Consider the following 23,855-nt stretch of genomic DNA (forward strand, 5'->3'; position numbering starts at 1 on the left):
GAAGAACCCGTGTGTGCTGAATATCCCAAGGGGGCCGAGGCTCCCCAGCGCGCCGGGCGTCCCGAGCGGGCCTCATGCGATGCGGTGGACGTCACAGCAGCCTCGACAAGGCCAGGACGTGGGCGGCCTCGCAGGCGCCGATGGAGGCGATGAGCTGGGAGAGGGAAGGGGTGGCCTCGGTGACTTGCTGGGGGCGCCCCGCGGCGGCGCGGCGCTCGGCCTCGCGGAGGGTGGACAGGGTCACCTTGGCGGCCGAGGCGGTGGGGGAGGGGCTCGGGGTGGGGGAGGGGCCGCCGAGGCGGCGGCGCAGCTCGGTCAGGTGGGCCTGGTGGCGCTGGAGGAAGGGCTGGAGCTCCGGGTCCTTGGCCGCGCCGGCTCTGGCGTAGAGCGTGACGATGTTGGCCTTGCCCGCGACCAGCTCGCGCAAGAGTGTGGCGTCGGGGTCGGGCGTGGGGGTGGCGGCGGGTGGGGCCGCCGTGGGTGTCGAGCAGGCGCCGAGGACGGTTGTCAGGCCGAGCGCGGCGCCGGAGGCCAACAATGCGCGTCTGGTGAAGATGCGCGGACACACGGGCTGGCCTCCCAAGCCTGAGATGTGCTGGACTTTTGGGTCTCGTGGGACATATGTGACACGGTGCGGTGTGGCCTCGTGTGGCCCGGCCCGCGCATGGGCCGGGAGGTGCGTCAGCGCGTGGAGTGCCACACAGCATCGTACGGCTCGCCAGCCCATGGCTGACCGAGTGGCGCTCTTTCCATGCCTGGGTGTGGATAGGGTTTACCGCATGGGCGAGAGACGCCCTTCGAAGATTGTGACAAGAGGAGGTCGAGGTGGGCAGCGCCTTCTCTCAGGAGCGCCTGATGAAGCTCCTTTTGCCCGTTGTCGGCGCGGAGGGGTTCGACCTTGAGGACATCACGGTCACCCCGGCCGGCAAGCGGCGTCTTCTGCGTGTCGTCGTCGATCGCGACGGCGGCGTGAGCCTCGACGACGTCGCCGAGGTCAGTCAGGCGGTCGGTAAGACGCTGGACTCCGAAGACGCGATGGGAGCGACCCCCTACGTCCTAGAGGTCACCTCCCCCGGAGTGGACCGCCCGCTCACCCTGCCCCGCCATTGGCGCCGCGCGACGGGACGGCTGATCAAGGCCGACCTCCGCGACGGCGGCACGGTCGAGGGACGGGTGTCGGCGGCCGACGAGTCCGGTGTGGACCTGGACGTCGCGGGATCGCCCCGCAGATTCGATTACGAAGACCTGACCCGAGGCCGGGTTCAGGTGGAATTCCGCCGCGCGGGCGACGCCGATGACGCGGACGACGACGGCGACGAAGGCTAAGGGGAGAGCCTCGTGGACATTGACATGAGTGTCCTTCGCAGCCTGGAGCGGGAGAAGGACATCTCCTTCGACCTGGTCGTCAGGGCGATCGAGGACGCACTGCTGATCGCCTATTTCCGCACGGAAGGTGCCGCGCCCAAGGCACGGGCGCAGCTCGACCGGCATAACGGACATGTGACGATCTGGGCGGCAGAGCTCGACGAGAGCGGCGACGTGGTGCGGGAGTTCGATGACACTCCCGGCAACTTCAGCCGCATCGCCGCGACCACCGCCAAGCAGGTCATCCTTCAGCAGTTGCGGGACGCCGAGGACGAGATCAACTTCGGTGAGTTCGCCAGCCGTGAGGGCGAGCTGGTGGCCGGTGTGATCCAGCAGGGGCGCGATCCGCGCGTCGTGCTGGTCGACCTCGGCAAGATCGAGGCGGTCCTGCCGAGCAACGAGCAGGTCCCCGGTGAGGAATACGTGCACGGTGAGCGCATCCGCTGCTACGTGTTCCAGGTGAAGAAGGGGTCGAAGGGGCCGTCGGTGACGCTGTCGCGCACCCACCCCGGCCTCGTGAAGAAGCTCTTCGCATTGGAGGTCCCCGAGATCGCCGACGGCACCGTGGAGATCACGGCGGTGGCGCGGGAGGCCGGCCACCGCACGAAGATCGCCGTGCGGTCGCGGCGGGCCGGGGTCAACGCCAAGGGCGCGTGCATCGGCCCGATGGGGTCACGGGTGCGTAACGTCATGACCGAGCTCCACGGCGAGAAAATCGACATCATCGACTGGTCGGAGGACCCCGCGGAGTTCGTGGGCCACGCGCTTTCACCCGCCAGGGTGTCGCGTGTGGAGGTGGTCGACCTCGACGCGCGGATGGCCCGGGTGACCGTGCCCGACTACCAGCTTTCGCTGGCCATCGGCAAGGAAGGGCAAAATGCTCGGCTTGCCGCGAAGCTCACCGGATGGAAGATCGACATCCGCTCGGATGCCCAAGCGGAGGGCGCTACCGGTTCCGCAGATGCGTCCACAAGGTAAGCTGGAATATGGTGGCCAGACAGCCCCGTTGAGAACGTGCGTGGGCTGTCGGGTTCGCACGGTTAAGTCCGAGCTGCTCCGCCTGGTGCTGGTTGAGGGCGTTATAGTCCCCGACCTGCGAAGACGGCTTCACGGGAGAGGTGCCTCGGTGCATCCCACCCTGAAGTGTCTGGAGCTCGCCGAGCGACGCCGGGCCTTCTCGCGAGCGTTTCGTGTCGCCGAGGCCCTTGACACGTCGCGGGTGCGGGTGTGCCTTGAGGAGCTTCAACGTGAAGGAGAAGCCGGGTGAGTGGTTGCCAACGGTCATGTAGGACGCCGAGTTGATGGGTCAGATTGCGATGAGCGCCTGATGAGCACGCGGCGATGAAGACGTCCATGTAGCGACGGTCCGGCGGCACTGCGAGCCTCCCGGGCCGAGTTAGGGAGTGCAGTGGCGAAGGTCCGGGTCTACGAACTCGCCAAGGAGTTCGGGGTCGAGAGCAAGGTCGTAATGGCCAAGCTCCAAGAAATGGGCGAGTTCGTCCGATCGGCGTCCTCGACGATAGAGGCACCGGTCGTCCGTAAACTGACGGAAGCTTTCCAAGGCGGGTCCAAGGGTTCGTCGGGCAGGTCTCAGCCGAGGCCGGGCCCGCGTCCGGGGGGTCATGGTTCGGCCCCGGTTCCCGCCCCTCCGGGACAGAATGTCCCCAAGCCGGGTCCGCGTCCGGGACCCCGGCCGCAGCCGGCGCCGCCGGCGCCGCCGCAGGCGCCGAGCCCGGCCGCAGCGGCCGCTCGGCCTCCGGTGCCGATGCCGCATGCCCCGCAGCCGCGCCCCGAGGCGCAGCAGCAGCAGCCCCGCGGCGACGTGCCGCGCGCCGACGCCCCGCGTCCCGCGTCCCAGGGTCCGCGCCCCGGCCCCAGGCCGGGTCCGCGTCCCGGTCCCGGCCGTCCGGAGCGGGGGCAGGGCGACTCGGGCAGGCAGGGGCCCGCGGCTCCTCGCGAGCGTGAGCAGCGCCCGGGTGCCGGTGGTCCGAAGCCCGGTCCGCGTCCCGGCCCTCGTGGCCCGCGGCCCGGCAACAACCCGTTCTCTTCCACCGCGAGCGGCATGGGCCAGGCCCGGCCGCCGCGTCCCGGTCGCGACGACCGGGGGCCGCGCGAGGGCGGGCCCGGTGGCCCGCGCGAGCCGCGGCGTGACGACAGAGGGCCGCGCGACGGCGCTCCCCCGCGTCCGGCGGCCGGCCGCGGTGGCCCGCCCGGTGCGGGTGGCCCGCGTCCGGCTCCTCCGGGCGGTCCCCGTCCGGGTGGCGGCGGCGGTCCTCGCCCCGGCGGTCCGCGTCCCAACCCGATGATGATGCCCTCGCGCCCGGCCTCGGGTGGCGGCGGCGGCCGTCCCGGCGGTCCCGGTGGCGGCGGTGGCCGTCCCGGCGGCGGTGCCGGGCGTCCGGGTGGCGGCGGCGGTCGCGGCGGCGTCGGCGCCCCGCGCGCCGGTGGCGGTGGCGGCGGTCGTCCGGGTGCTCCCGGCACCGGCGGTCCCGGTGGCGGTGGCGGCGGTTTCGGCGGTCGTCCCGGTGGCGGCGGTGGCCGCGGCCGAGGCGGCGGCACGGCCGGCGCGTTCGGTCGACCGGGCGGTCGGCCGACCCGCGGTCGCAAGTCCAAGCGCCAGCGTCGTCAAGAGTTCGACAACATGCAGGCGCCGGCGATCGGCGGCGTCTCCATCCCGCGTGGCGGTGGCCAGTCCATCCGTCTTCCGCGCGGTTCGTCGCTGAGCGACTTCGCCGACAAGATCGGGGTCAACCCGGCGTCGCTGGTGCAGATCATGATGCACCTCGGCGAGATGGTGACCGCGACTCAGTCGGTCAACGAGGAGACGCTTCAGCTTCTCGGCGCGGAGCTCGACTACTCGATCCAGGTGGTCAGCCCCGAGGACGAGGACCGCGAGCTGCTCGAGTCGTTCGACATCGAGTTCGGCGAGGACGAGGGCGACGACTCCGACCTCATCGCGCGCCCGCCGGTCGTGACCGTCATGGGTCACGTCGACCACGGTAAGACCAAGCTGCTCGACGCGATCCGCAAGACCAACGTGGTGGCGCGCGAGGCCGGCGGCATCACGCAGCACATCGGCGCCTACCAGGTGGCGACGGAGGTCGACGGCGCCGAGCGCAAGATCACCTTCATCGACACCCCGGGTCACGAGGCGTTCACCGCCATGCGTGCCCGCGGCGCCGAGACCACCGACCTGGTGGTGCTGGTGGTCGCCGCCGACGACGGTGTGAAGCCGCAGACGAGCGAGGCCATCGACCACGCCACGGCGGCCGGTGTGCCGATCGTGGTCGCGGTCAACAAGGTCGACAAGGAGGGCGCCGACCCCAGCCGGGTGCGGGCGCAGCTCACCGAATACGGCCTGGTCGCCGAGGAATACGGCGGCTCGACCATGTTCGTCGACATCTCCGCTCTGCGCGGCACCGGCATCGACGCCCTCCTCGAGGCCGTCGTGCTCACCGCCGACGCCGAGCTCGACCTGCGGGCCAACCCGACGCAGTCCGCTCAGGGCATCGCGATCGAGGCCCACCTCGACCGGGGCCGCGGCCCCGTGGCGACCGTGCTGGTCCAGCGCGGCACGCTGAAGGTCGGCGACTCGATCGTCTGTGGCCAGGCCTACGGCCGCGTCCGCGCCATGCTCGACGAGAACAACAACCCGGTGAGCGAGGCCACGCCGTCCCGTCCCGTGCTCGTGCTCGGCCTCACGGCCGTGCCCGGCGCCGGTGACAACTTCCTCGTCGTCGAGGACGACAGGACCGGCCGCCAGATCGCCGACCAGCGCACCGCCCGTGCGCGCAACGCCGAAATGGCCTCGCGCCGCGCCCGCCGCACCCTTGAAGACCTCTTCAAGGACATGGAGCGCGGCGAGACGCAAGAGCTCGTCCTCATCCTCAAGGGTGACGTGTCGGGTTCGGTCGAGGCCCTGGAGGACTCGCTGGTCAAGATCGACGTCGGTGAGGAGGTCGGCCTGCGCATCATCCGCCGCGGCGTCGGCGCGATCACGCAGGACGACGTCAACCTGGCCATCACCGGTGACGCCATCATCATCGGCTTCAACGTCCGGCCTGAGCGCAACGCCCAGGAGCTCGCCGACCGCGAGGGCGTCGAGCTGCGGTTCTACTCGGTCATCTACCAGGCGATCGAGGAGATCGAGGCGGCCCTCAAGGGCATGCTCAAGCCCGAGTTCGAAGAGGCCAGGCTCGGCACCGCCGAAGTCCGCGAGGTCTTCAAGGTGCCGAAGATCGGCAACGTCGCGGGTTGCATCGTCCGCTCCGGCACGATCACTCGCAACAGCAAGGCCCGGATCATCCGCGACGGTGTCGTGGTGGCCGACAACCTCTCCGTCACGTCGCTGCGCCGCTTCAAGGACGACGCGACCGAGGTCCGTGAGGGCTTCGAGTGTGGCATCGGGGTCGGCTACAACGACATCAAGATCGAGGACACGATCGAGACGTTCGAGATGCGGGAGAAGCCGAGGGCCTGACGGCTGTCGTCGGCGTCCGGCGGGCAACCGCCGGACGCCACTCACGCGCCGGGGCCGGCCACATGCGGGGTTTCCACCGCGGCCCTCCGTCCGGCTCCGTCCGCGCGTCCCCTATCGAGATCCGACCCACGCGGTGGTCACCCACGATGTATGTCGGTGCCCTGTCTCTTGACATCCTGCTCGGCGACGTCAGGTCGCTGAAGCAGAAGCGCTCCGTAGTCCGCCCGCTCGTCGCCGAGCTGAAGCGGCGTTTCCCCGCCGTGGCCGTCGCCGAGACCGGCCATCTCGACCTTCACCGCCGGGCTCAGATCGGCGTGGCCGTGGTGTCCGCCACGGCGGCCAACTGCGGAGAGGTGCTCGCCGCCTGCGAACGCGCGGTGGCGTTCCACCCGGAGATCGAACTACTGTCCGCCAGGCAGCGGCTTTTCCACGACGAAGACGAATGACCACGGCCGGTGTGGAGCCGCCCTGCACACCGGCCCCGCGAGGGGGAGAAGGACGCGCACCCGGGCGTCCTCCTGCCTCGCATACTCTGAATAGAGGGGGAGCGATTATGGACGCCGCACGTGCGCGCAAACTCGCCGACCGCATCCAGCAGGTTGTCGCCGAAATGCTGGAGCGGCGGATCAAGGACCCGCGTCTCGGGTTCGTGACCATCACCGACACCCGCATCACGGCCGATCTGCGCGACGCGACGGTCTTCTACACCGTGTTCGGATCGGACGCCGAGCGTGCCGACACCGCCGCCGCGCTCGACAGCGCCAGGGGTGTGATCCGTTCCGAGGTGGGCCGCCAGACCGGGCTCCGTCACACGCCGACCCTCACCTTCACCCACGACCCGCTGCCCGACAGCGCCAAGCACATCGACGACCTCCTCTCGGAGGCGAAGGCCAGGGACGCCGAGATCGCCAAGCGCGCCGAGGGTGCGAGCCACGCGGGCGAGGCCGACCCCTATCGCAAGCCCGAGCTCGACGGAGATGAGGAGCCGGAGGACGAGCCGTCCGGCCGCGCGGGATCCCCGGCGACGTGACGGCCTCGGCACGCGGAGGCCCGGCCGCAGGCACCCGGCACCCCGAGTGGAAGATCACCGAAGGTGACTGGGAGCGTGCGGTCGAGCTGGTCACATCGGCGGACGAGATAGCCCTGGCGTGCCATGTCGCGCCGGACGGCGACGCTCTGGGCTCGATGCTGGCCTTCGGCCAGGCGATGCGCGCGCTCGGCAAGCGCGTGGTCGCCTCCTTCGGCGACCGCGTCTTCCGCGTGCCGCGGCTGCTCGGCTTCCTGCCGGGCCAGGAGTTGCTGGTGCCACCCGCCGCCTATCCCGCCGCCCCGGCGCTGATGGTCACCTTCGACGCCTCCACCGTCGACCGTCTCGGCCTGCTGACCCGCAGCGCCACCCTGGCGGAGGCCCTGATCGTGGTCGACCACCACCCGTCCTACACCGGTTTTGGCACGCTGGGGCTGGTCGATCCGGCGGCGGCGGCCACGGCGGTGCTGGTGGAGGAGTTCATCCACCGCCTGGGTGTGCCCGTGAGCACCGAGATCGCGGCGTGCCTCTACACGGGCCTGGCGACCGACACCGGATCGTTCAAATACTCCTCCACCTCGCCGTCCGCGCACGCCATGGCAGGCCGGCTGATCTCCACCGGGCTGAGGCCCGAGCAGATCGCCCGCGATCTGTGGGACCGTTCCCCTTACGGTTATCTGAAGGTGCTCGGGGCGGCCCTCGACAGGGTCGTCCTGGAACCCGAGGCCGCGGGGGGACAGGGGCTGGTGTGGACCTACGTCACCCATGCCGACCGGATCGCCCAGGATCTTCCGTACGACGAGGTGGAAGGCATCATCGACGTCGTACGGCGGGCCGACGAGGCCGATGTGGCGGTCGTGCTGAAACAGGACGACGAGGGGGCCTGGCAGGTGTCCATCCGCTCCAAGGGCGCGGTGGACGTCGCCAGGATCGCCACCGAGCTCGGCGGCGGCGGGCATGTCTCCGCCGCGGGGTTCACCTCCTATGAGACCGTCGACACCACCATGGCCAGATTCCGCGATTTGCTGAGGACTCCGCATTGACCAGCCAGAGGCCCCGTCGCCCCCCGCCTCCGAGCGGATTGATCATCGTCGACAAGCCCGCGGGCTGGACTTCGCACGATGTGGTGGCCAAACTGCGCGGCATCGCCGGCACCCGCAAGGTGGGGCACGCCGGCACCCTCGATCCCATGGCCACCGGGGTGCTGGTGGTGGGGGTCGAGAAGGCCACCCGCCTGCTCGGGCACCTCGCGCTGACCGACAAGGTCTACGAGGCGACGATCAGGCTCGGCGTGACCACCACGACCGACGACGCCGAAGGCGAGATCGTCGCCACCGCTTCGGCCGCCGAGGTGACCGATGAGGGCGTGGCCGAGGGCGTTAAGGCCCTGACCGGGCGCATCATGCAGATCCCGCCGCAGGTCAGCGCGATCAAGGTCAACGGTGAGCGGGCCTACAAGCGGGCCAGGGCCGGTGAGGAGGTCGAGCTGCGGGCCAGACCGGTCACGGTGAGCGCCTTCGAGATCACCGGCCTGCGCCGGGCGGGCGAGGCCCTCGACGTCGACGCGGTCGTGACGTGTTCGAGCGGCACCTACATCCGGTCGCTCGCCCGCGACCTCGGCGCGTCTCTCGGGGTGGGCGGCCATCTGACCGCGCTTCGCCGTACTCGCGTCGGCCCCTATGACCTCGCCGGGGCCCGCACGCTGGACGAGCTGGCTCAGCGGTGCGAGATCATGCCGATCGGCGAGGCCGTCTCGGCGGCCTTCCCGCGGCGCGACGTCGGCGAGGACGAGGCGCGGCTCGTGTCCCACGGCGGGCGGCTCGCCCCCGCCGGGCTGGGGACGGGCCCCATCGGGGTGTTCGCCCCGGACGGCACCTTGCTCGCCCTCGTCGTGGAGGACGCGCGAGGGGCCAAACCACTCGCGGTGTTCGTGCCGTAGGCCCCCGGTGGCGGCCGGCGGAGATGTCCATGGCAGGCTTGGGGAAGCTGATCCGACGTGAGGAACGAGGTTGACGTGCTGGGCTGGCACGGACTCGACGAGGTGCCCGGCGACTGGGGCTGCTCCGTCGTCACGATAGGCGTGTTCGACGGGGTGCACCTCGGCCACCGCCGGGTGATCGAGCGGGGGGCCGCCCGGGCGCGCGAGCTGGGTTCGCCGCTGGTGCTGGTGACCTTCGACCCGCCGCCCGCCGAGGTGGTCAAGCCCGGTTCGCGCCCGGCGCGCCTCACCACGGCCAGACACCGCACGGAGCTCCTGGCGGAGCTCGGGGTGGACGTCTTGTGCGTCGTGCCGTTCACGGTGGAGTTCTCGCGGCTCAGCCCCGAGGAGTTCGCACAGACCGTGCTGGCCGACCGGCTGCGCGCGTCCGCCGTCGTGGTGGGCGCCGACTTCCATTTCGGTCACATGGCCGCAGGAGACCTTGAAACCCTCCGGACGCTGGGTGACAAACACGATTTCACGGTTGAGGGGGTGCCACTGGTGACGGGCACACAGACCGTCTCCTCCAGTCTGGTTCGCGATCACCTGGTCGAAGGCGACGTCGAGGCCGCGGCCAGGGCGCTCGGCCGTCCGCACCGGGTCGAGGGCATCGTGGTCAGGGGCTACCAGCGCGGGCGCACACTTGGCTTTCCCACCGCCAACGTGGAGTCGCCGCCGCAGACGGCGATCCCGGCGGACGGCGTCTACGCCGGCTGGCTGAGATGCCTGCCGGTCGGCAACATCCCCGCGGCGTACGGCGGAGCCCGCTGGCCGGCCGCGATCTCGGTCGGCACCAACCCGACGTTCGACGGGGTGCCGCGCACGGTCGAGGCTTATGCGCTCGACCATGATGATCTAGACCTGTACGGCGCACATGTCGCGGTCGAGTTCGGGGCGAGGCTCCGGGACAATCTGAGATTTGACTCGATCGAGGCGCTTGTTGCACAGATCCATGCTGATGTTGTTCAGGTGCGGGTGTTGACGGCATCGTAGAGAAACGCTTTGCCTTGTCATTGCCTGACCGGTTTGCCCCTTGGATGCCGCTTGGCACACACCAGTGCCCCAGAAAACGAGCGTAGTTTTCCAGGGCTGTCAAGGTGGTAACCTTGCATGTCGGCCTTGTAGCGGAGTCATCGTTGGCTCACGTCGGCTCGCCACGGCGACTGTTGGCACGCACGGTCGTTCGGGGATTCCCAACGGATTCGCGTGCCACATCGCATTGAGGAGAGCCGCGTGTCACTTGACACAGCTGCCAAAAAGCAGATCATCGGAGAGTATGCCACCGTCGAGGGTGACACCGGGTCGCCCGAGGTCCAGGTGGCGCTGCTCACCAAGCGCATCAGTGAGCTCACCGAGCACCTGAAGACGCACAAGCACGACCACCACAGCCGTCGTGGCCTGCTTCTGCTGGTCGGCCGCCGCCGTCGTCTTCTGAAATACCTTCAGAACAACGACATCCAGCGTTACCGGTCGCTCATCGAGCGGCTCGGTCTCCGCCGATAGCGGGGAAAGGGAGCGGCGTCCACGCCGCTCCCTTCTCATATGGGGGCCCTCGGCGCGTCGCGCCACCAGGGGGCACCCACAGTGAGCAAACTGAATAGCCGAGAAAGTGCCCCGCGTCCGCTCAGCACCACGCGACCCGCGACGCCTGCGGGCCGGTCCTCGGTAGTGGCCTCCGGTGGCAGGGCGACGCGCCCTCCGCACCGGACGCTTCGATCGAAGACCGGCGCTGCACATGACGGGGAGCAGGAGTACGGCAGTGACCGTTGGTCCGGATGCGGGCGACCGACCTAAGGAGGTCCCCCGTGGAGGGTGTCCACACCGCGGAAGCCGTTATCGACAACGGCTCCTTCGGCACGCGTACGATCCGGTTTGAGACCGGTCGTCTCGCGCGCCAGGCGGCGGGTTCCGCCGTCGTCCACCTCGACGACGAGACGATGGTGCTGTCGGCGACCACCGCCTCCAAGCAGCCCCGGGAGAGCCTCGACTTCTTCCCGCTGACCGTCGACGTCGAAGAGCGGATGTATGCCGCGGGTCGCATCCCCGGCTCGTTCTTCCGCCGTGAGGGCAGGCCGTCTGAGGACGCGATCCTCACCTGCCGCCTCATCGACCGCCCGCTGCGCCCGTCCTTCGTCAAGGGCCTGCGCAACGAGATCCAGGTGGTGGCGACCGTCATGGCGCTCCACCCCGACCACCTCTACGACGTGATCGCGATCAACGCCGCGTCGCTGTCCACGCAACTCGCCGGTCTGCCCTTCTCCGGGCCCATCGGCGGCGTGCGCGTCGCGCTCATCGACGGGCAGTGGGTGGCCTTCCCCACCCATCCTGAGCTGGAGCGTGCCACCTTCGACATGGTTGTCGCAGGTCGCGTGCTTGAGGACGGCGACATCGCGATCATGATGGTCGAGGCGGAGTCGACCCGCGACACCCTGCGCCTCGTCGCCGACGGGGCCGTCGCCCCCACCGAGGAGAGCGTCGCCGAGGGCCTCGACGCGGCCAAGCCGTTCATCAAGGTGCTCTGCGAGGCCCAGCTGAAGGTCGCCAGGATCGCGGCCAAGGAGACGGCCGAATACCCCGTCTTCCTCGACTACCAGGACGACGCCTACGACGCGGTCGTCGGCGCGGTCAAGAGCGAGTTGTCCTCGGCGCTGACCATCGCCGGCAAGCAGGAGCGCGAGACCGAGCTCGACCGAGTCAAGGCGCTCGCCGCCGAGAAGCTCGCCGGCGACTTCGAGGGGCGCGAGAAGGAGCTCTCGGCGGCCTACCGGTCGCTCACCAAGAAGCTCATCCGCGAGCGCGTCATCAGCGAGAGCATCCGCATCGACGGCCGCGGCGTCAAGGACATCCGCCAGCTCGCCGCCGAGGTCCACGTGATCCCGCGGGTGCACGGCTCGGCGCTGTTCGAGCGGGGCGAGACCCAGATCCTCGGCATCACCACGCTCAACATGCTCCGCATGGAGCAGATGATCGACACGCTCAACCCCGAGCGCACCAAGCGCTACATGCACAACTACAACTTCCCGCCCTACTCCACCGGTGAGACCGGCCGTGTGGGCTCGCCCAAGCGGCGTGAGATCGGCCACGGCGCCCTCGCCGAGCGCGCCCTCATCCCGGTGCTGCCGACGCGTGAGGAGTTCCCCTACGCCATCAGGCAGGTGTCCGAGGCCCTCAGCTCCAACGGCTCGACCTCCATGGGGTCGGTCTGCGCCTCGACCATGTCGCTCCTCGACGCGGGTGTCCCGCTCAAGGAGATGGTCGCCGGCATCGCGATGGGCCTGATCCACGAGGGCGGCGAATACGTCACGCTGACCGACATCCTCGGCGCCGAGGACGCGTTCGGCGACATGGACTTCAAGGTCGCCGGCACCCGTGAGGTCATCACCGCGCTCCAGCTCGACACCAAGCTGGACGGCATCCCGGCGTCGGTGCTCGCCGCCGCGCTCAAGCAGGCCAAGGCGGCGCGGCTCGCCATCCTCGACGTGATGCAGGAGGCCATCGACTCCCCGGCGGAGATGAACCCGACGGCGCCGCGCATCATCACCATCAAGGTCCCGGTCGACAAGATCGGCGAGGTCATCGGCCCCAAGGGCAAGATGATCAACCAGATCCAGGACGACACCGGCGCCGAGATCACCATCGAGGACGACGGCACGATCTACATCGGCGCCACCGACGGCCCCGCGGCCGAGGCGGCCCGGTCGGCGATCAACGCCATCGCCAACCCGCACATGCCGGAGGTCGGTGAGCGCTACCTCGGCACGGTCGTCAAGATCGCCGCCTTCGGCGCGTTCGTCTCCCTGCTGCCCGGCAAGGACGGTCTGCTGCACGTCTCCCAGATCCGCAAGCTGCACGGCGGCAAGCGCATCGAGAACGTCGAGGACGTCATGGGCGTCGGCGAGAAGATCCAGGTGGAGATCGCCGAGATCGACTCGCGCGGCAAGCTCTCCCTGGTGCCTGTGGAGGTCATCGAGAAGGAGGCCGCGGCCAAGGCCGAAGGCTCGCCCGAGGGCGACCAGCCCGCGCCGCCGGCGGCCTCCGCCGACGAGCCTGAGGACCGTCCCCGTCGCACGCGCACCCGCACCCGCGGTGGAGCGGGACGGGACGACCGCAACTCGTGACGAATTTACTGTCAGAGACCCTGTTCCCCGGGAAGGACGGCGCAGGCACCGTCCAGCGCACCGTCCTTCCCGGCGGACTCCGGGTGGTCACGGAAACCATGCCGACCGTGCGCTCCGTCGCGATCGGCATGTGGGTCGGCATCGGCTCGCGCGACGAGGCCCCGGAGCACACCGGGGCCACCCACTTCCTTGAGCACCTGCTGTTCAAGGGCACACCCACTCGCGACTCGCTCGCGATCTCCGCGGCCATCGAGGGCATCGGCGGTGAGATCAACGCCTTCACCGCCAAGGAATACACGTGCTACTACGCGCGTGTCCTCGATGAGGACCTGCCGCTCGCGATCGACGTGCTGGCCGACGTGGTCACCTCGTCACTGGTCACCGCCGAGGACGTCGACGCCGAGCGCGGCGTCATCCTCGAAGAGATCGCCATGCACGACGACGACCCCTCGGATGTCGTGCATGAGCAGTTCTCTGCGGAGTTGTACGGCGACACCCCGATCGGCCGCCCGATCCTCGGCACCGCCGACACGATCAACGCCCTGAGCCGCGACCGCATCGTCGAGTACTACCGGCGGTTCTACCTGCCGACCCGCACCGTCGTCTCCGTCGCGGGCAACATCTCCCACGAGCGTGTGGTGGAGCTCGTCGCCGCGGCTTACGAACGCGCCGGCCGCCTCGGCGGCGACGACCGCCCGGTGCCGCCCAGGACCGGCGGAGAGGGCGTCCCGCAGCGCTCGGGCGTGCGAGTCCTCGACCGGCCCACCGAGCAGGCCAACGTCGTCCTCGGCACCGTGGGAATCTCCCGCACCGACGAGCGCAGATTCGCGCTCGGGGTGATGAGTTCGGCACTCGGGGGCGGCATGTCGTCGCGCCTGTTCCAGGAGATCCGCGAGAAACGCGGCCTGGCCTACTCGACATATAGCTACACCTCGCAATACTCCGACACCGGCCAGTTCGGGATCTATGTCGGCTGCCTTCCCTCGAAGGTCGACGACGTGCTCAAGATCTGCCGTGACGAGATCGCGAGAGTCGTCGCCCACGGCATCACCGACGAGGAGATCGCCCGGGGCAAGGGGCAGATGCGCGGCGGCCTGGTCCTCGGCCTGGAGGACACCGGCTCGCGCATGTCCAGGATCGGTAAGGGCGAACTGGTCTACGACAGGCTCCTGACGGTGGACGAAGTCCTCAAGCGCATTGAGGAGGTCACTGCCGAGGAGATCCTGGAGGTCGCCCGGGACGTGCTTCAGCGCCCCCTCACTCTTGCTGTGATCGGGCCTTATGGTGACAAGGACTTCAGTTCCTTTATCGCCTGACAGCCGACCCATGTAATAGAGATTGGCCCCGGTGCGGAGTTGTTCCGGACCGGGGCTGTTTTCATTACATTGGGGGGGATTTTTGGCCTTTAGGGGACTTTTGGGCCCCCGTCTTCCTGCGCCGGTACCGCTGATCGTGCGGCTTGCGCCGTACATCTCTCCGGGGTGAAGGAAGGCACCGGGAGGGTGCCGAAGGTGGGAACCGTATACCCTTGGGTGCCGTGATCAGGGTAGGAGTGCTTGGCGCCCGAGGGCGCGTCGGGGTTGAGGTGTGCCGGGCCGTCGAGGCGGCCGCGGATCTGGAGCTCGTGGCGGCGGTCGACAAGGACGACCCGATCGAGGCGCTCAAGGGTGCCGAGGTCGTGGTCGACTTCACCCACCCCGACGTCGTGATGGACAACCTGCGGTGGTGTGTGTCCCAGGGGATCCACCCCGTGGTCGGCACCACCGGGTTCGACGCCTCCCGCCTCGCCACGCTGCGCGGGTGGCTCGCGGGCAACCCCGGGGTCAACGCGCTGATCGCCCCCAACTTCGGCATCGCGGCCGTGCTGATGATGCACTTCGCCAAGATCGCTGCACCATACTTCGAGTCGGCCGAGATCATCGAGCTTCACCACCCGAACAAGGCCGACGCCCCCTCGGGCACGGCCCGCCGCACCGCCGAGCTGGTCGCCGAGGCACGTCGCGGGGCCGGCCTCGCCGCGATGCCCGACGCCACGAGCACCGAGCTGCCCGGAGCCAGGGGCGCCGAGGTCGACGGGGTGCATGTGCACGCGGTGCGCCTGGCCTCGCTCATCGCCCACCAGGAGGTCCTGTTCGGTGGGGAGGGCGAGATTCTCACCATTCGCCACGACACGATGAACCGCGCTTCGTTCACTCCGGGTGTGCTGCTCGGCGTGCGCAAGGTGCGTGAGACACCTGGTTTGACGGTCGGTCTGGAGAATTTCCTGGGGCTCTGAGTGGAGTGGCGGGCATCTTGCCCGCCATCCGCTTGTATGAGCGCCTTCAGAGGGCCAGCCCGAGGGCCAGCAGAAGGCCGTAGGTCAGCTGGAGGCGCGCGGTCTGCTGAAGGGCGGCGATGAGGGCCGGGCCGGTCGCGCCCCGGCGCACCAGGCGGGTGAGGGGCAGCGCGAGCAGGAGCGTGGGGAGCACCAGGGCCGCGAACGGCTGGTACGGCAGGAGCCCGGCGGCCACCGCGAAGGGCACCCACACGCAGGCGAGGAAGAGCGCCCGGGTGCGCGAGTCGCCGAGGACCACGGCCAGGGTGCGTTTGCCCGCGGGGCCGTCGGTCGGGAGGTCGCGCAGGTTGTTCACGACCAGGAGGGCGCACGCCAGGAGGCCGCAGGGCACCGAGGCGATCAGGGAGAGCGCGGTGAGGCTTTCGGTTTGCACGTAAGTCGTGCCCACCGTGGCCACCAGGCCGAAGAACACGAAGACCGACACTTCGCCAAGCGCGCGGTAGCCGTACGGTTTGTCGCCTCCGGTATAAAACCACCCGGCGGCGATCGAGGCGGCGCCGACGGCGATCAGCCACCAGCTCCCGGTCGCGACCACCAGGACCAGGCCGCAGACGGCGGCGGTGAGGAAGCAGAGGAGAGCGGCGTTGAGCACCGCGCGGGGGGCCGCGACATCCGAGCCGACCAGGCGCATGGGGCCCACTCTGGCCTTGTCGGTGCCGCGGACGCCGTCGCTGTAGTCGTTGGCGTAGTTGACGCCCACCTGGAGCAGCAGCGCCACGGCCAGGGCGAGCAGGGCCCGCCACCAGACCACGGCCCCCGCGTCGGCCGCCGCGGCGGTGCCGACGGCGACCGGTACGACGGCGGCGGGAAGCGTGCGTGGGCGTGCGCCGGCGAGCCATTGTCCAGGTGATGCCACTACGAAGCCCCGATGTTAATGATCTAACGAATGTCTGTGGTCATCCGGACCATCGTGACGACCCGCCCCATGTTCAGCACACGCTCGGCTCCGTCGTTGCCCCATCCGGCCGACTCAAGGAAGCCGAGCATCGCGTAGTTGTCGGCGAAGACCCAGGTGACGACGGAACCGTATTGGTCGTCGCGCAGGTGGTCGACGGTCGCGTTGAGCAGGCGGCTGCCGTGGCCGCGGCGGACGAAGTCCGGGTCGACGAGGAGGTTGAGCAGCTCGGCGGTGGCGCCCGGGTCGAGATCCGGGTCTTCGGCGGGGGCGTGTGAGGCGAGCCCCACCACCCGCTCCACGCCGCGGTTCGGATTGGGCGCGGCGACGCCGCCGGGGCCGAGCGCGGGAAACGCATCGGTGTCCATGATCCGCTCGACGGCCACCAGCACTCGGTGCCGGGAGCTGGGCGGAGCGGAGATCGCTTCCTCCCACTGGCGCAGCCACAGGTCCTCCGCCGCTGGGCCGGTCATCTGCTGCAGCGGCCCGTCGGGCAGAAACTCGCGATATCCGTAGCGCCACGCCCGGATCTGGGTGCGTGTCACCAGCACGGCGTCTTCACGCCGGGCGGCCCGCACGCCTACGTTTGCCATTTCGGCCCGCTCCTTCGCCTGCCGTGTGCCCGCACGGTCGATTGGGGTCGTTGGGGGGATCCCGGGGGCACTCCTACACCGTATCGGTGATTCAGAGTTACGGACGACGCGATCCCATCGCTGCCCGGCGTCTCACCCGATAAGCGCGTGTCTTTATACGGTTGCCGCAGACAGACATTGAACACCACGAACGTGAGCGATTCTTCGACAAGTCCAGGAACGCCCGCCGGCACGTGGCCTCGGCGCACACCTTCAGACGTTGCCACGTGCGGTCCGTCTGGGCCGCCATCACCGCCACCGCGAGCCGTGCCAGAGCGCCGCTCACACCGCCGGCGAGCGGCATGAGGACAGGCGTGTCTCCCTTGAAGATCACTCGGAGCTGGAAGTGCGCCAGCGCGTGATCCAACTCGGGGTACGGCCCACCGCCGTGGCCCATCGCCGCCCGGAGGCCGGCCCGGAGCGCGGTGGCCGCGCCTAGATCGTCGTCTCCCGCCCGGTCCGCCTCGCCGGCGAGGCCCCGCTCTCTCAGCCACACCGCCAGGTCGGCGGGGGAGGCGATGTCGTCGGTGTCGGTGTCCATGTCGTGGGTGTTCACGAAGTCGCGCAGCAGTTCCGCTGGGGCGGACATGGCTACCTCCAACACCGGCACGGGTTCGCGGCTAGCTCGTCTTCTCTTCGGCGGGCTCGGGGGCGTCCGGCTTGTGGTTTGTGTCGCCTTCGGGGGATCGGGGCCAGGCGGAGGGCTCCCGCACGTAGGTGCCGCGCTGGGGCACCGTGTGGGTCCAGCCCTCGGTCTCCAGCAGGTCGACCGCCTGGCGCGCGGTCGCCTTCGCCACGCCGAACTCCTGCATGAGGAGCTTCTCGCTCGGGGTGGGGCGGCCCGGCTGGATCTTGCCGCTCAAGATGCGCTCGATCAGGGCCTCGGCGATGCGCTGATATTTCGTGAGTTTGCGGCGCTTGTGGGGGGAGTCGGGTCTACCGACGAACGTGCCTTGACCTTGACGGGTATAGACGAGGTCCTGATCGCGGAGGTCCTCGGCCACGCGGCGCGCGGTGGACCGGGCGATGTTGTAGCGCTCGGCGAGCTCGGCCTCGCTGGGCACGGGGTCTCCGGGGACCAGTTGGCCACTGGCGATCTGGCCGGCGATCCAATCGGAGATCTGTTTATAGACGGGTATGGGCCCGTTACGTACGAGTTGTTCCTCAGTAAGGCCGTCTTGGTCAACCACACTCGCACGGTAGCCGAAACAGGACATGCATCCACAAAGCACTACATCTAGGAGACGTAGTCATACGGGTAGTAGACCTACGTATAGGAGTCGGGTTATAGTTGATCGTGTCCGGAGGGAAACCACCGGGAGTGGGAACGCTCAACAGCCCCTGTCGCGGTCGAAGTGAGTCGGCGGCGCCGGGTGCCGGCCTCGTCCCGGAGTGGAGGCTGAGGACGAGGCCGCCTCTTCCCGTCCCGGTGCTCCAGCCGAAGCCCAAGGCGAGGAGGGAAATCGGCCGGAGGCATGTCATGAAAGAGCCCGGCGGGCTTGGTCGTCGCCCGCACGACGAGTCAACGCTCGCCGGGCAGGTGAGGCATGGGGTTCGATGATCGCCGCCGTGGCGCCGGCTTGAGGGACGGTATGTGAACTCGTGTTGACGTCGTGGCGGGTCGCCGGCCCGGCGCTGCGGGCCGTATGTGCGATATTCCTGCCGCGGGCACGTCACACCACTCGACAGCCCCACCTGCTGCGGGCTCGCCGACAGGTCGCCCCACCCACAACACCACCTGTCGGTTTCCAGGTGGCCCCGTGCCGGCCGGGTGGCACGGGGCCACCACCTTCCCGGCGGCTTTCGCCCCGGCCATCTTCCCGTTTCGCCCTGCCACCTTCCCTGTGGCTTTCGCCCGGACCGGCTTCGGGCGGCACTTGCTCCGGGCCGGCTTTCTGCGGCACCGGCCCAAGAGGGGTTCCCGGTGGTGCTTGCCCGGCGGCGCCTGCTCCGGACGGGCCCTCGGTGGCACTGGCCCAGGAGTGGCTCCAAGTGGCATTGGCCCAGGACTGGCTCCAAGTGGTGCTTGCCCGGGAGCGGTTGCCGGTGGCGCTCGCTCAGGGGTCTGATCTCACTGCTCCGGCTGGTTTCGGGTCTCACGCACCGAAGCGCTTGAGTCCCGCTGTGCCGCGTGGGCGCCGGCGAGGGGAGCGCACGCTGCAGGCCGATTGGTGACATGGGGCGGTGTCTCCTCCCGTAACACAGGACTTTGAATGTCGGCCGCCTTTGAGCAGAGGGGGCCGCCATCGGGCTTCGTGACCACGTTTCAGGCCCTCTGGCCGTGCTTCAGGCGTCCGTGACCATGCCTTGGGCCTCGTGACCGTGCCTGCGTGAGGTTGTGGTGAGGCGCCGCATGCCGTGGGAGGAGCCCCGCTAGGTCTCGCCGCTTTAGGAGGTGTCGGGGGTGGAGACGCGTTTCCAGGCGGCGTCGGTGACGATCACGTGGTCGAGGAAGCGGAGGCCGACGGTGGAGGCGGCCTCCTGGAGGCGCTCGGTGATCTCGACGTCGGCGGGACTGGGGGCGAGTGATCCGCTGGGGTGATTGTGCGCGATGCCGAAGAGGGCGCCGCCTGAGGCGAGGACAAGGGTGATGATCTCGCGGACGGGAGCCGCCGTGTGGTCGCTGCCCCCCTCGGTGAGCACGGTGCGCCGGATCACCGTGCCGGCGGGGTCGCAGATGACGACGACCAGGCGCTCTCGGCGGTGCCCCCACAGCAGGGGTGCCGCGATCGCGGCGAGGTCGCCGGAACAGCCCACCCGGCGGCGCTCCGGGGCCTCCTGGGTGCGCCGGAGGAGCTGGAAGGCCGCGGCCAGGCGGGCGGCCTTGGCGGGGCCGACGCCGGGGAGGCTTTGCAGACGATGGGCGTCGGCGTGGATGAGCTCGTGCAGGTCGCCGCAGTGGGCGATCACTTGGGAGGCCAGGTCGATGGCGCTCTGGCCGCGGTGGCCGGAGCCGAGCAGCAGGGCGAGCAACTCGCGGTCGGCGAGCGCCTCCGCCCCTCCGGTGAGGAGGCGCTCACGTGGCCGGTCGCTCAGGGGCATGTCCTTGACGCGCATCGAGACCTCCGGGTCGGCTGGCTGACCTAGGTTCTACCAGGCGGCACCGACAATGTGTGCTCGTGCGAGTGCGGGGAGTGACGGCCCCGGCGGGGTGGTGGGCCGTTATCCGACCGAGGGGGCGGTGGCGGTGTAGACGAGGCGGAATCTGTCGCCGGGCACCACGATGTCGCTCGTCTCCACGGGGCTGTCGCCGGCCCAGTGGGTGCGTTCGATGTGGAGCACGTGAGCGCCCGCGGGCAGGTCGAGGGAGTCGCGTTCGACCGGCTGGGCGACCCGCGTGTAGACGCTCTCCACGACCTCTGTGATCTTGATTCCGAGGAGGGAGAGCCGGACGAGGAGGCTCTTGCGCCCGTTCTCGTTGCCCTCCGCCGGCATGGGGTGGCCGTCGGTGTACTCGGTGCGCTCGTAGGAGGTCGCCAGCTGGGCCGGGGCGCCGTCCGTGCGGAACACATATCGCGTGCGCGTGACGCGCGTGTGGTCCTCGACGCGGAGCCGCTGGGCGATGTCGGGACCGGCGCTGGTGTGCTCGCTGCGCCAGTCGCACGTGGCGCGGCGCCCCTGCGCCTGCAGGTCCACGGTGAACGGCGGCTGGTGTTCGTGGAATCGCAGTCTGTGAAGCGCGGTCCTCTCGGGTTTCTCACTGACGTAGTGGCCCGAGCCGATCAGGCCGAAGATGAGTCCTTCCGACGCGAGCACGCGTAATGCGTGGCGCGCCGCCGTCTCGCCTATGCCGTACTTGCGTGTGAGCTGAGCGCGGGACGGGATGGCGGCGCCGGGTGGGAGGGTGCCGTCGTTGATCTGTCGCCGTATGTCTTCGACGATGCGCAGGTAGATCGGATCGGAGCTGGCCACGTGTTCATCCCCTGGGTGTTCCTGTGGACGTTGCCCAATCCTGACGTATTTGATGGACGGCCAACCGTAGCCAGAGCGATTTGGTGTTCCAACTTTGCAGCGATCGGACCGATCCAGCGGGGAACTCAAAGAACCTAAAAGTCTTCTGTAACGCCCGCGTAAGTGGTGACGATTGTTGGGTAGAGGCCGCTGATCTGTGTACCCCCGAGCACATATCAGCGGCCTCTTCGTCTGTCGCCGCCGGTCGGCGGAGGGCGCAGCCGGGGTGGCGGGGTCCACGCCGCACGCGAACACGGGTACCGTTCGGTCTATGGCATCGCCGACTCGAACCTCAGACGCCCCCTTCGGCCGCATGTTGACCGCGATGGTGACTCCGTTCACCGAGAGTGGCGAGGTTGACTACGAGGGAGTCCAGCGCCTCGCCGCCTACCTGGTGGATGAGCAGCGCAACGACGGCCTGATCGTGAGCGGCACGACGGGCGAGTCTCCCACGACCACCGATGAGGAGAAAGAGCGGATTCTCCGGGCCGTCCTGGAGTCCGTCGGCGATCGTGCCACCGTGGTGGCGGGTGCGGGCACCAACGACACCCGCCACAGCGTCGAGCTGGCCAAGACCGCCGAGCGCGCCGGCGCGCACGGCCTGCTGCTCGTGACGCCCTACTACAACAAGCCGCCGCAGGCGGGGCTTCACCTGCACTTCACCGCGGTCGCCGACGCGACGGGCCTGCCGGTGATGCTTTACGACATCCCCGGCCGCAGCGGCGTCCCGATCGAGACCGAGACCCTGATCCGGCTGGCCGAGCACCCCCGCATCGTCGCCGTCAAGGACGCCAAGGCCGATCTTTTCGCGTCGTCACAGGTGATGGCGGCGACCGAGCTCGCCTACTACTCGGGTGACGACACGCTCAACCTGCCGTGGTTGTCGGTCGGGGCTGCCGGGTTCGCCAGTGTGGTCGGGCACGCCGTCGGCGCGGATCTCGCGGTGATGATCGAGCGCCACAGAGCGGGTGACGTGGCGGGGGCTCTCGCCGTTCACCGGAGGTTGCTGCCCGCGGTCACCGGCATCATGACGCGGACGCAGGGGGCCATCATGGCGAAGGCCTCGCTCCACCTGCTGGGGCAGCCGGGTGGTTTTGTCCGGCCGCCCTTGGTGAACGCGACGGAGACCCAGGTTGCGGTGCTACGAGATGACTTGATCGCGAGCGGCGTGAAGCTCGCGGACGCATGATGGGGAGGAATCGGAAAGCTTGAGCACGTCCATACGACTTCACCCGGGGGGTGAGGGATGAGCCATCCACATCCCGACCTCGGACTCCCTCCGGTCCTGCCCACGGGCGCCTTGCGCATTGTCGCGCTTGGCGGACTTGGGGAGATCGGCCGGAACATGACGGTGTTCGAGTTCGACGGACGCCTGCTGATCGTGGACTGCGGGGTTTTGTTCCCCGAGCCCGACCAGCCCGGGGTCGACTTGATCCTGCCGGACTTCGACTACATCAGAGATCGCCTCGACGACGTCGAGGCAGTGGTGCTCACGCACGCGCACGAGGACCACATCGGGGCTGTGCCATACCTCTTGAGAGAGCGGGCGGACATCCCGATCGTCGGGTCGCGGCTGACGCTGGCGCTGATCGAGAGCAAACTGGTCGAGCACCGCATCCAGCCCGTCACCCTTGAGGTGGTGGAGGGGCAGCGCCGCAGGTTCGGGCCGTTCGAGTGCGAGTTCCTGGCGGTCAACCACTCGATCCCCGACGCCCTGGCCGTCGCGATCCGCACCGACGCCGGTCTGGTGCTCCACACCGGCGACTTCAAGATGGACCAGCTGCCCATGGACGGGCGGCTGACCGACCTTGGCGGCTTCGCCAGGCTTGGCGCCGAGGGCGTCGATCTGCTGATGTCCGACTCCACCAACGCGGAGGTGCCGGGGTTCGTCACCAGTGAGCGTGAGATCGCCCCGGTCATCGACGAGATCTTCCGGAATTCCGACAAACGCATCATCGTCGCCTGCTTCGCCTCGCACGTGCACCGTGTGCAGCAGGTCCTCGACGCGGCCGAGCAACACGGCCGCAAGGTCGCCCTCATGGGCCGTTCCATGGTGCGCAACATGGGTGTCGCGCGCGACCTCGGCTATCTGCGGGTGCCGGGCGGTCTCATGGTCGACTCCCGCGAGATCGAGTCGTGGCCGCCCGAGGACGTGGTGCTGATCTGCACCGGCTCCCAGGGCGAGCCGATGGCCGCGTTGTCCCGCATGGCCAACCGCGACCATCCCATCCGCATCGCCGAGGGCGACACCGTGCTGCTGGCCTCGTCGCTGGTGCCCGGCAACGAGACCGCCGTCAACAAGGTCATCAACGGCCTGACCCGCTGGGGCGCGCGTGTCATCCACAAGGGCAACGCGCGGGTGCACGTCTCCGGCCACGCCGCCGCGGGCGAACTGCTCTATGTGCTCAACCTGACCCGCCCGTCGAACTTCCTGCCGGTCCACGGTGAATGGCGGCACATGCGGGCGCACGCCCGGCTCGCCTCGCTCACCGGTGTCCCCGACGAGCACATCGTCATCGCCGAGGACGGCGTCGTGGTCGACCTGATCGACGGCAGGGCGTCCATCGTCGGCGCCGTGCCGTGCGGATATGTGTTCGTGGACGGCACCTCGGTCGGCGACGTGACGGACGTGGCCCTGAAGGACCGCCGCATCCTGGGCGACGAGGGTTTCATCTCCGTTGTCGTCGTGATCGACTCCACCACCGGCAGACTCACCGGTGGCCCGGAGATCCACGCGCGTGGGTCGGGCATCGACCCCGACGACTTCGAGCGCGTGATCCCCCAGATCGAGAAGGCCTTGCAGGAGGCCGCGGCCGACGGGATCGCGGATGTTCAGCAGATGCGCCGCCTCGTGCGCCGAGCCGTCGGCCGCTGGGTGAGCGACGTCTACCGCCGCCGCCCGATGATCATCCCGGTGGTCGTCGAGGTGTGACCTCACACAGCCCCGCCCGGCGCCGGGCGGGGCTGTGCCGTACTCCGGGCCTTCACGATCCCCAGCCTCTATGATCACCGGCCAGGTGGGGCTGTGCCGTATCCCCAGCCTTCACGCGGTGAGTCGTGTGTGACATTGTATT

General features: G+C 69.4%; 22 protein-coding genes. 15 read left to right on the forward strand and 7 right to left on the reverse strand.

The genetic code is table 11. The features are described from left to right. Positions 1-91 precede the first annotated feature (91 nt). Positions 92-568 (reverse strand): hypothetical protein, encoded by a 477-nt coding sequence (locus Ssi02_RS00325; protein WP_204019703.1) that lies wholly within the window; start codon positions 566-568, stop codon positions 92-94. Between the two features lie 257 nt (positions 569-825). Here Ssi02_RS00325 and rimP point away from each other — a divergent pair, with 257 nt between their 5' ends. From rimP to dapB, 13 genes are all read left to right on the forward strand, one after another. Beyond that, positions 826-1,326: a ribosome maturation factor RimP gene (gene rimP, locus Ssi02_RS00330; protein WP_204019704.1), complete on the forward strand. Its 501-nt coding sequence runs from the start codon at positions 826-828 to the stop codon at positions 1,324-1,326. Between the two features lie 24 nt (positions 1,327-1,350). Beyond that, positions 1,351-2,343, forward strand: a complete 993-nt coding sequence (nusA, locus tag Ssi02_RS00335; RefSeq protein WP_204020035.1) for a transcription termination factor NusA — start codon at positions 1,351-1,353, stop codon at positions 2,341-2,343. Further along, positions 2,327-2,632 carry a YlxR family protein gene (locus tag Ssi02_RS00340; protein ID WP_204019706.1) on the forward strand — a complete coding sequence of 102 codons (306 nt, stop codon included), beginning with the start codon at positions 2,327-2,329 and terminating at the stop codon, positions 2,630-2,632. The genes nusA and Ssi02_RS00340 overlap by 17 nt, the downstream gene beginning before the upstream one ends. Positions 2,633-2,773: 141 nt before the next feature. Then, the gene (gene infB / locus Ssi02_RS00345) at positions 2,774-5,845 is read left to right on the forward strand and encodes a translation initiation factor IF-2 (RefSeq protein ID WP_204019708.1); all 3,072 of its coding nucleotides are present in this window, start codon (positions 2,774-2,776) and stop codon (positions 5,843-5,845) included. Positions 5,846-5,991: 146 nt separating this feature from the next. After that, a complete protein-coding gene (locus tag Ssi02_RS00350; protein ID WP_204019710.1) occupies positions 5,992-6,291 on the forward strand; it encodes a DUF503 domain-containing protein in 300 nt (99 codons plus the stop codon). A gap of 104 nt (positions 6,292-6,395) precedes the next feature. Then, complete coding sequence (rbfA, locus tag Ssi02_RS00355; protein ID WP_204020037.1) at positions 6,396-6,875, forward strand: 30S ribosome-binding factor RbfA; 480 nt, start codon at positions 6,396-6,398, stop codon at positions 6,873-6,875. Beyond that, positions 6,872-7,915: a DHH family phosphoesterase gene (locus Ssi02_RS00360; RefSeq protein WP_239128472.1), complete on the forward strand. Its 1,044-nt coding sequence runs from the start codon at positions 6,872-6,874 to the stop codon at positions 7,913-7,915. Before rbfA ends, Ssi02_RS00360 begins: the two co-directional genes overlap by 4 nt. Next, positions 7,912-8,811, forward strand: a complete 900-nt coding sequence (gene truB / locus Ssi02_RS00365; protein WP_204019712.1) for a tRNA pseudouridine(55) synthase TruB — start codon at positions 7,912-7,914, stop codon at positions 8,809-8,811. The genes Ssi02_RS00360 and truB overlap by 4 nt, the downstream gene beginning before the upstream one ends. Positions 8,812-8,886: 75 nt before the next feature. Then, positions 8,887-9,843: a bifunctional riboflavin kinase/FAD synthetase gene (locus tag Ssi02_RS00370; protein ID WP_204020041.1), complete on the forward strand. Its 957-nt coding sequence runs from the start codon at positions 8,887-8,889 to the stop codon at positions 9,841-9,843. Positions 9,844-10,083: 240 nt separating this feature from the next. Then, positions 10,084-10,353 (forward strand): 30S ribosomal protein S15, encoded by a 270-nt coding sequence (gene rpsO / locus Ssi02_RS00375; RefSeq protein WP_204019714.1) that lies wholly within the window; start codon positions 10,084-10,086, stop codon positions 10,351-10,353. Between the two features lie 302 nt (positions 10,354-10,655). Next, on the forward strand, positions 10,656-12,968 hold the full coding sequence (locus Ssi02_RS00380; protein ID WP_204019717.1) for a polyribonucleotide nucleotidyltransferase: 2,313 nt from the start codon (positions 10,656-10,658) through the stop codon (positions 12,966-12,968). Next, positions 12,965-14,284, forward strand: coding sequence for a M16 family metallopeptidase (locus Ssi02_RS00385; RefSeq protein WP_239128473.1), 1,320 nt, complete (start codon positions 12,965-12,967; stop codon positions 14,282-14,284). Before Ssi02_RS00380 ends, Ssi02_RS00385 begins: the two co-directional genes overlap by 4 nt. Positions 14,285-14,505: 221 nt before the next feature. Further along, positions 14,506-15,243, forward strand: a complete 738-nt coding sequence (dapB, locus tag Ssi02_RS00390; RefSeq protein WP_204019720.1) for a 4-hydroxy-tetrahydrodipicolinate reductase — start codon at positions 14,506-14,508, stop codon at positions 15,241-15,243. 46 nt (positions 15,244-15,289) lie between these two features. Here dapB and Ssi02_RS00395 read toward each other — a convergent pair whose 3' ends face one another. The 6 genes from Ssi02_RS00395 to Ssi02_RS00420 all read right to left on the reverse strand — a co-directional run bounded on the left by Ssi02_RS00395 (position 15,290) and on the right by Ssi02_RS00420 (position 20,742). Further along, positions 15,290-16,159 (reverse strand): 1,4-dihydroxy-2-naphthoate polyprenyltransferase, encoded by an 870-nt coding sequence (locus tag Ssi02_RS00395; protein WP_204019722.1) that lies wholly within the window; start codon positions 16,157-16,159, stop codon positions 15,290-15,292. Between the two features lie 23 nt (positions 16,160-16,182). Beyond that, on the reverse strand, positions 16,183-16,791 hold the full coding sequence (locus tag Ssi02_RS00400) for a GNAT family N-acetyltransferase (protein ID WP_204019725.1): 609 nt from the start codon (positions 16,789-16,791) through the stop codon (positions 16,183-16,185). Positions 16,792-16,888: 97 nt separating this feature from the next. Beyond that, entirely contained in the window at positions 16,889-17,419 is a 531-nt protein-coding gene (locus Ssi02_RS00405) for a CGNR zinc finger domain-containing protein (protein WP_204019728.1), read from the reverse strand. Positions 17,420-17,450: 31 nt separating this feature from the next. After that, on the reverse strand, positions 17,451-18,047 hold the full coding sequence (locus Ssi02_RS00410; RefSeq protein ID WP_204019730.1) for a GntR family transcriptional regulator: 597 nt from the start codon (positions 18,045-18,047) through the stop codon (positions 17,451-17,453). Between the two features lie 1,171 nt (positions 18,048-19,218). Beyond that, positions 19,219-19,887: a JAB domain-containing protein gene (locus tag Ssi02_RS00415; protein WP_204019733.1), complete on the reverse strand. Its 669-nt coding sequence runs from the start codon at positions 19,885-19,887 to the stop codon at positions 19,219-19,221. Between the two features lie 105 nt (positions 19,888-19,992). Next, complete coding sequence (locus tag Ssi02_RS00420; RefSeq protein ID WP_204019736.1) at positions 19,993-20,742, reverse strand: GntR family transcriptional regulator; 750 nt, start codon at positions 20,740-20,742, stop codon at positions 19,993-19,995. 310 nt (positions 20,743-21,052) lie between these two features. Here Ssi02_RS00420 and dapA point away from each other — a divergent pair, with 310 nt between their 5' ends. Then, positions 21,053-21,970, forward strand: coding sequence for a 4-hydroxy-tetrahydrodipicolinate synthase (gene dapA / locus Ssi02_RS00425; protein ID WP_204019739.1), 918 nt, complete (start codon positions 21,053-21,055; stop codon positions 21,968-21,970). Between the two features lie 57 nt (positions 21,971-22,027). Further along, a complete protein-coding gene (locus Ssi02_RS00430; RefSeq protein ID WP_204019742.1) occupies positions 22,028-23,713 on the forward strand; it encodes a ribonuclease J in 1,686 nt (561 codons plus the stop codon). Positions 23,714-23,855: the final 142 nt, after the last annotated feature.

The organism is Sinosporangium siamense (assembly GCF_016863435.1).
Classification (GTDB): Bacteria; Actinomycetota; Actinomycetes; order Streptosporangiales; family Streptosporangiaceae; genus Sinosporangium; species Sinosporangium siamense.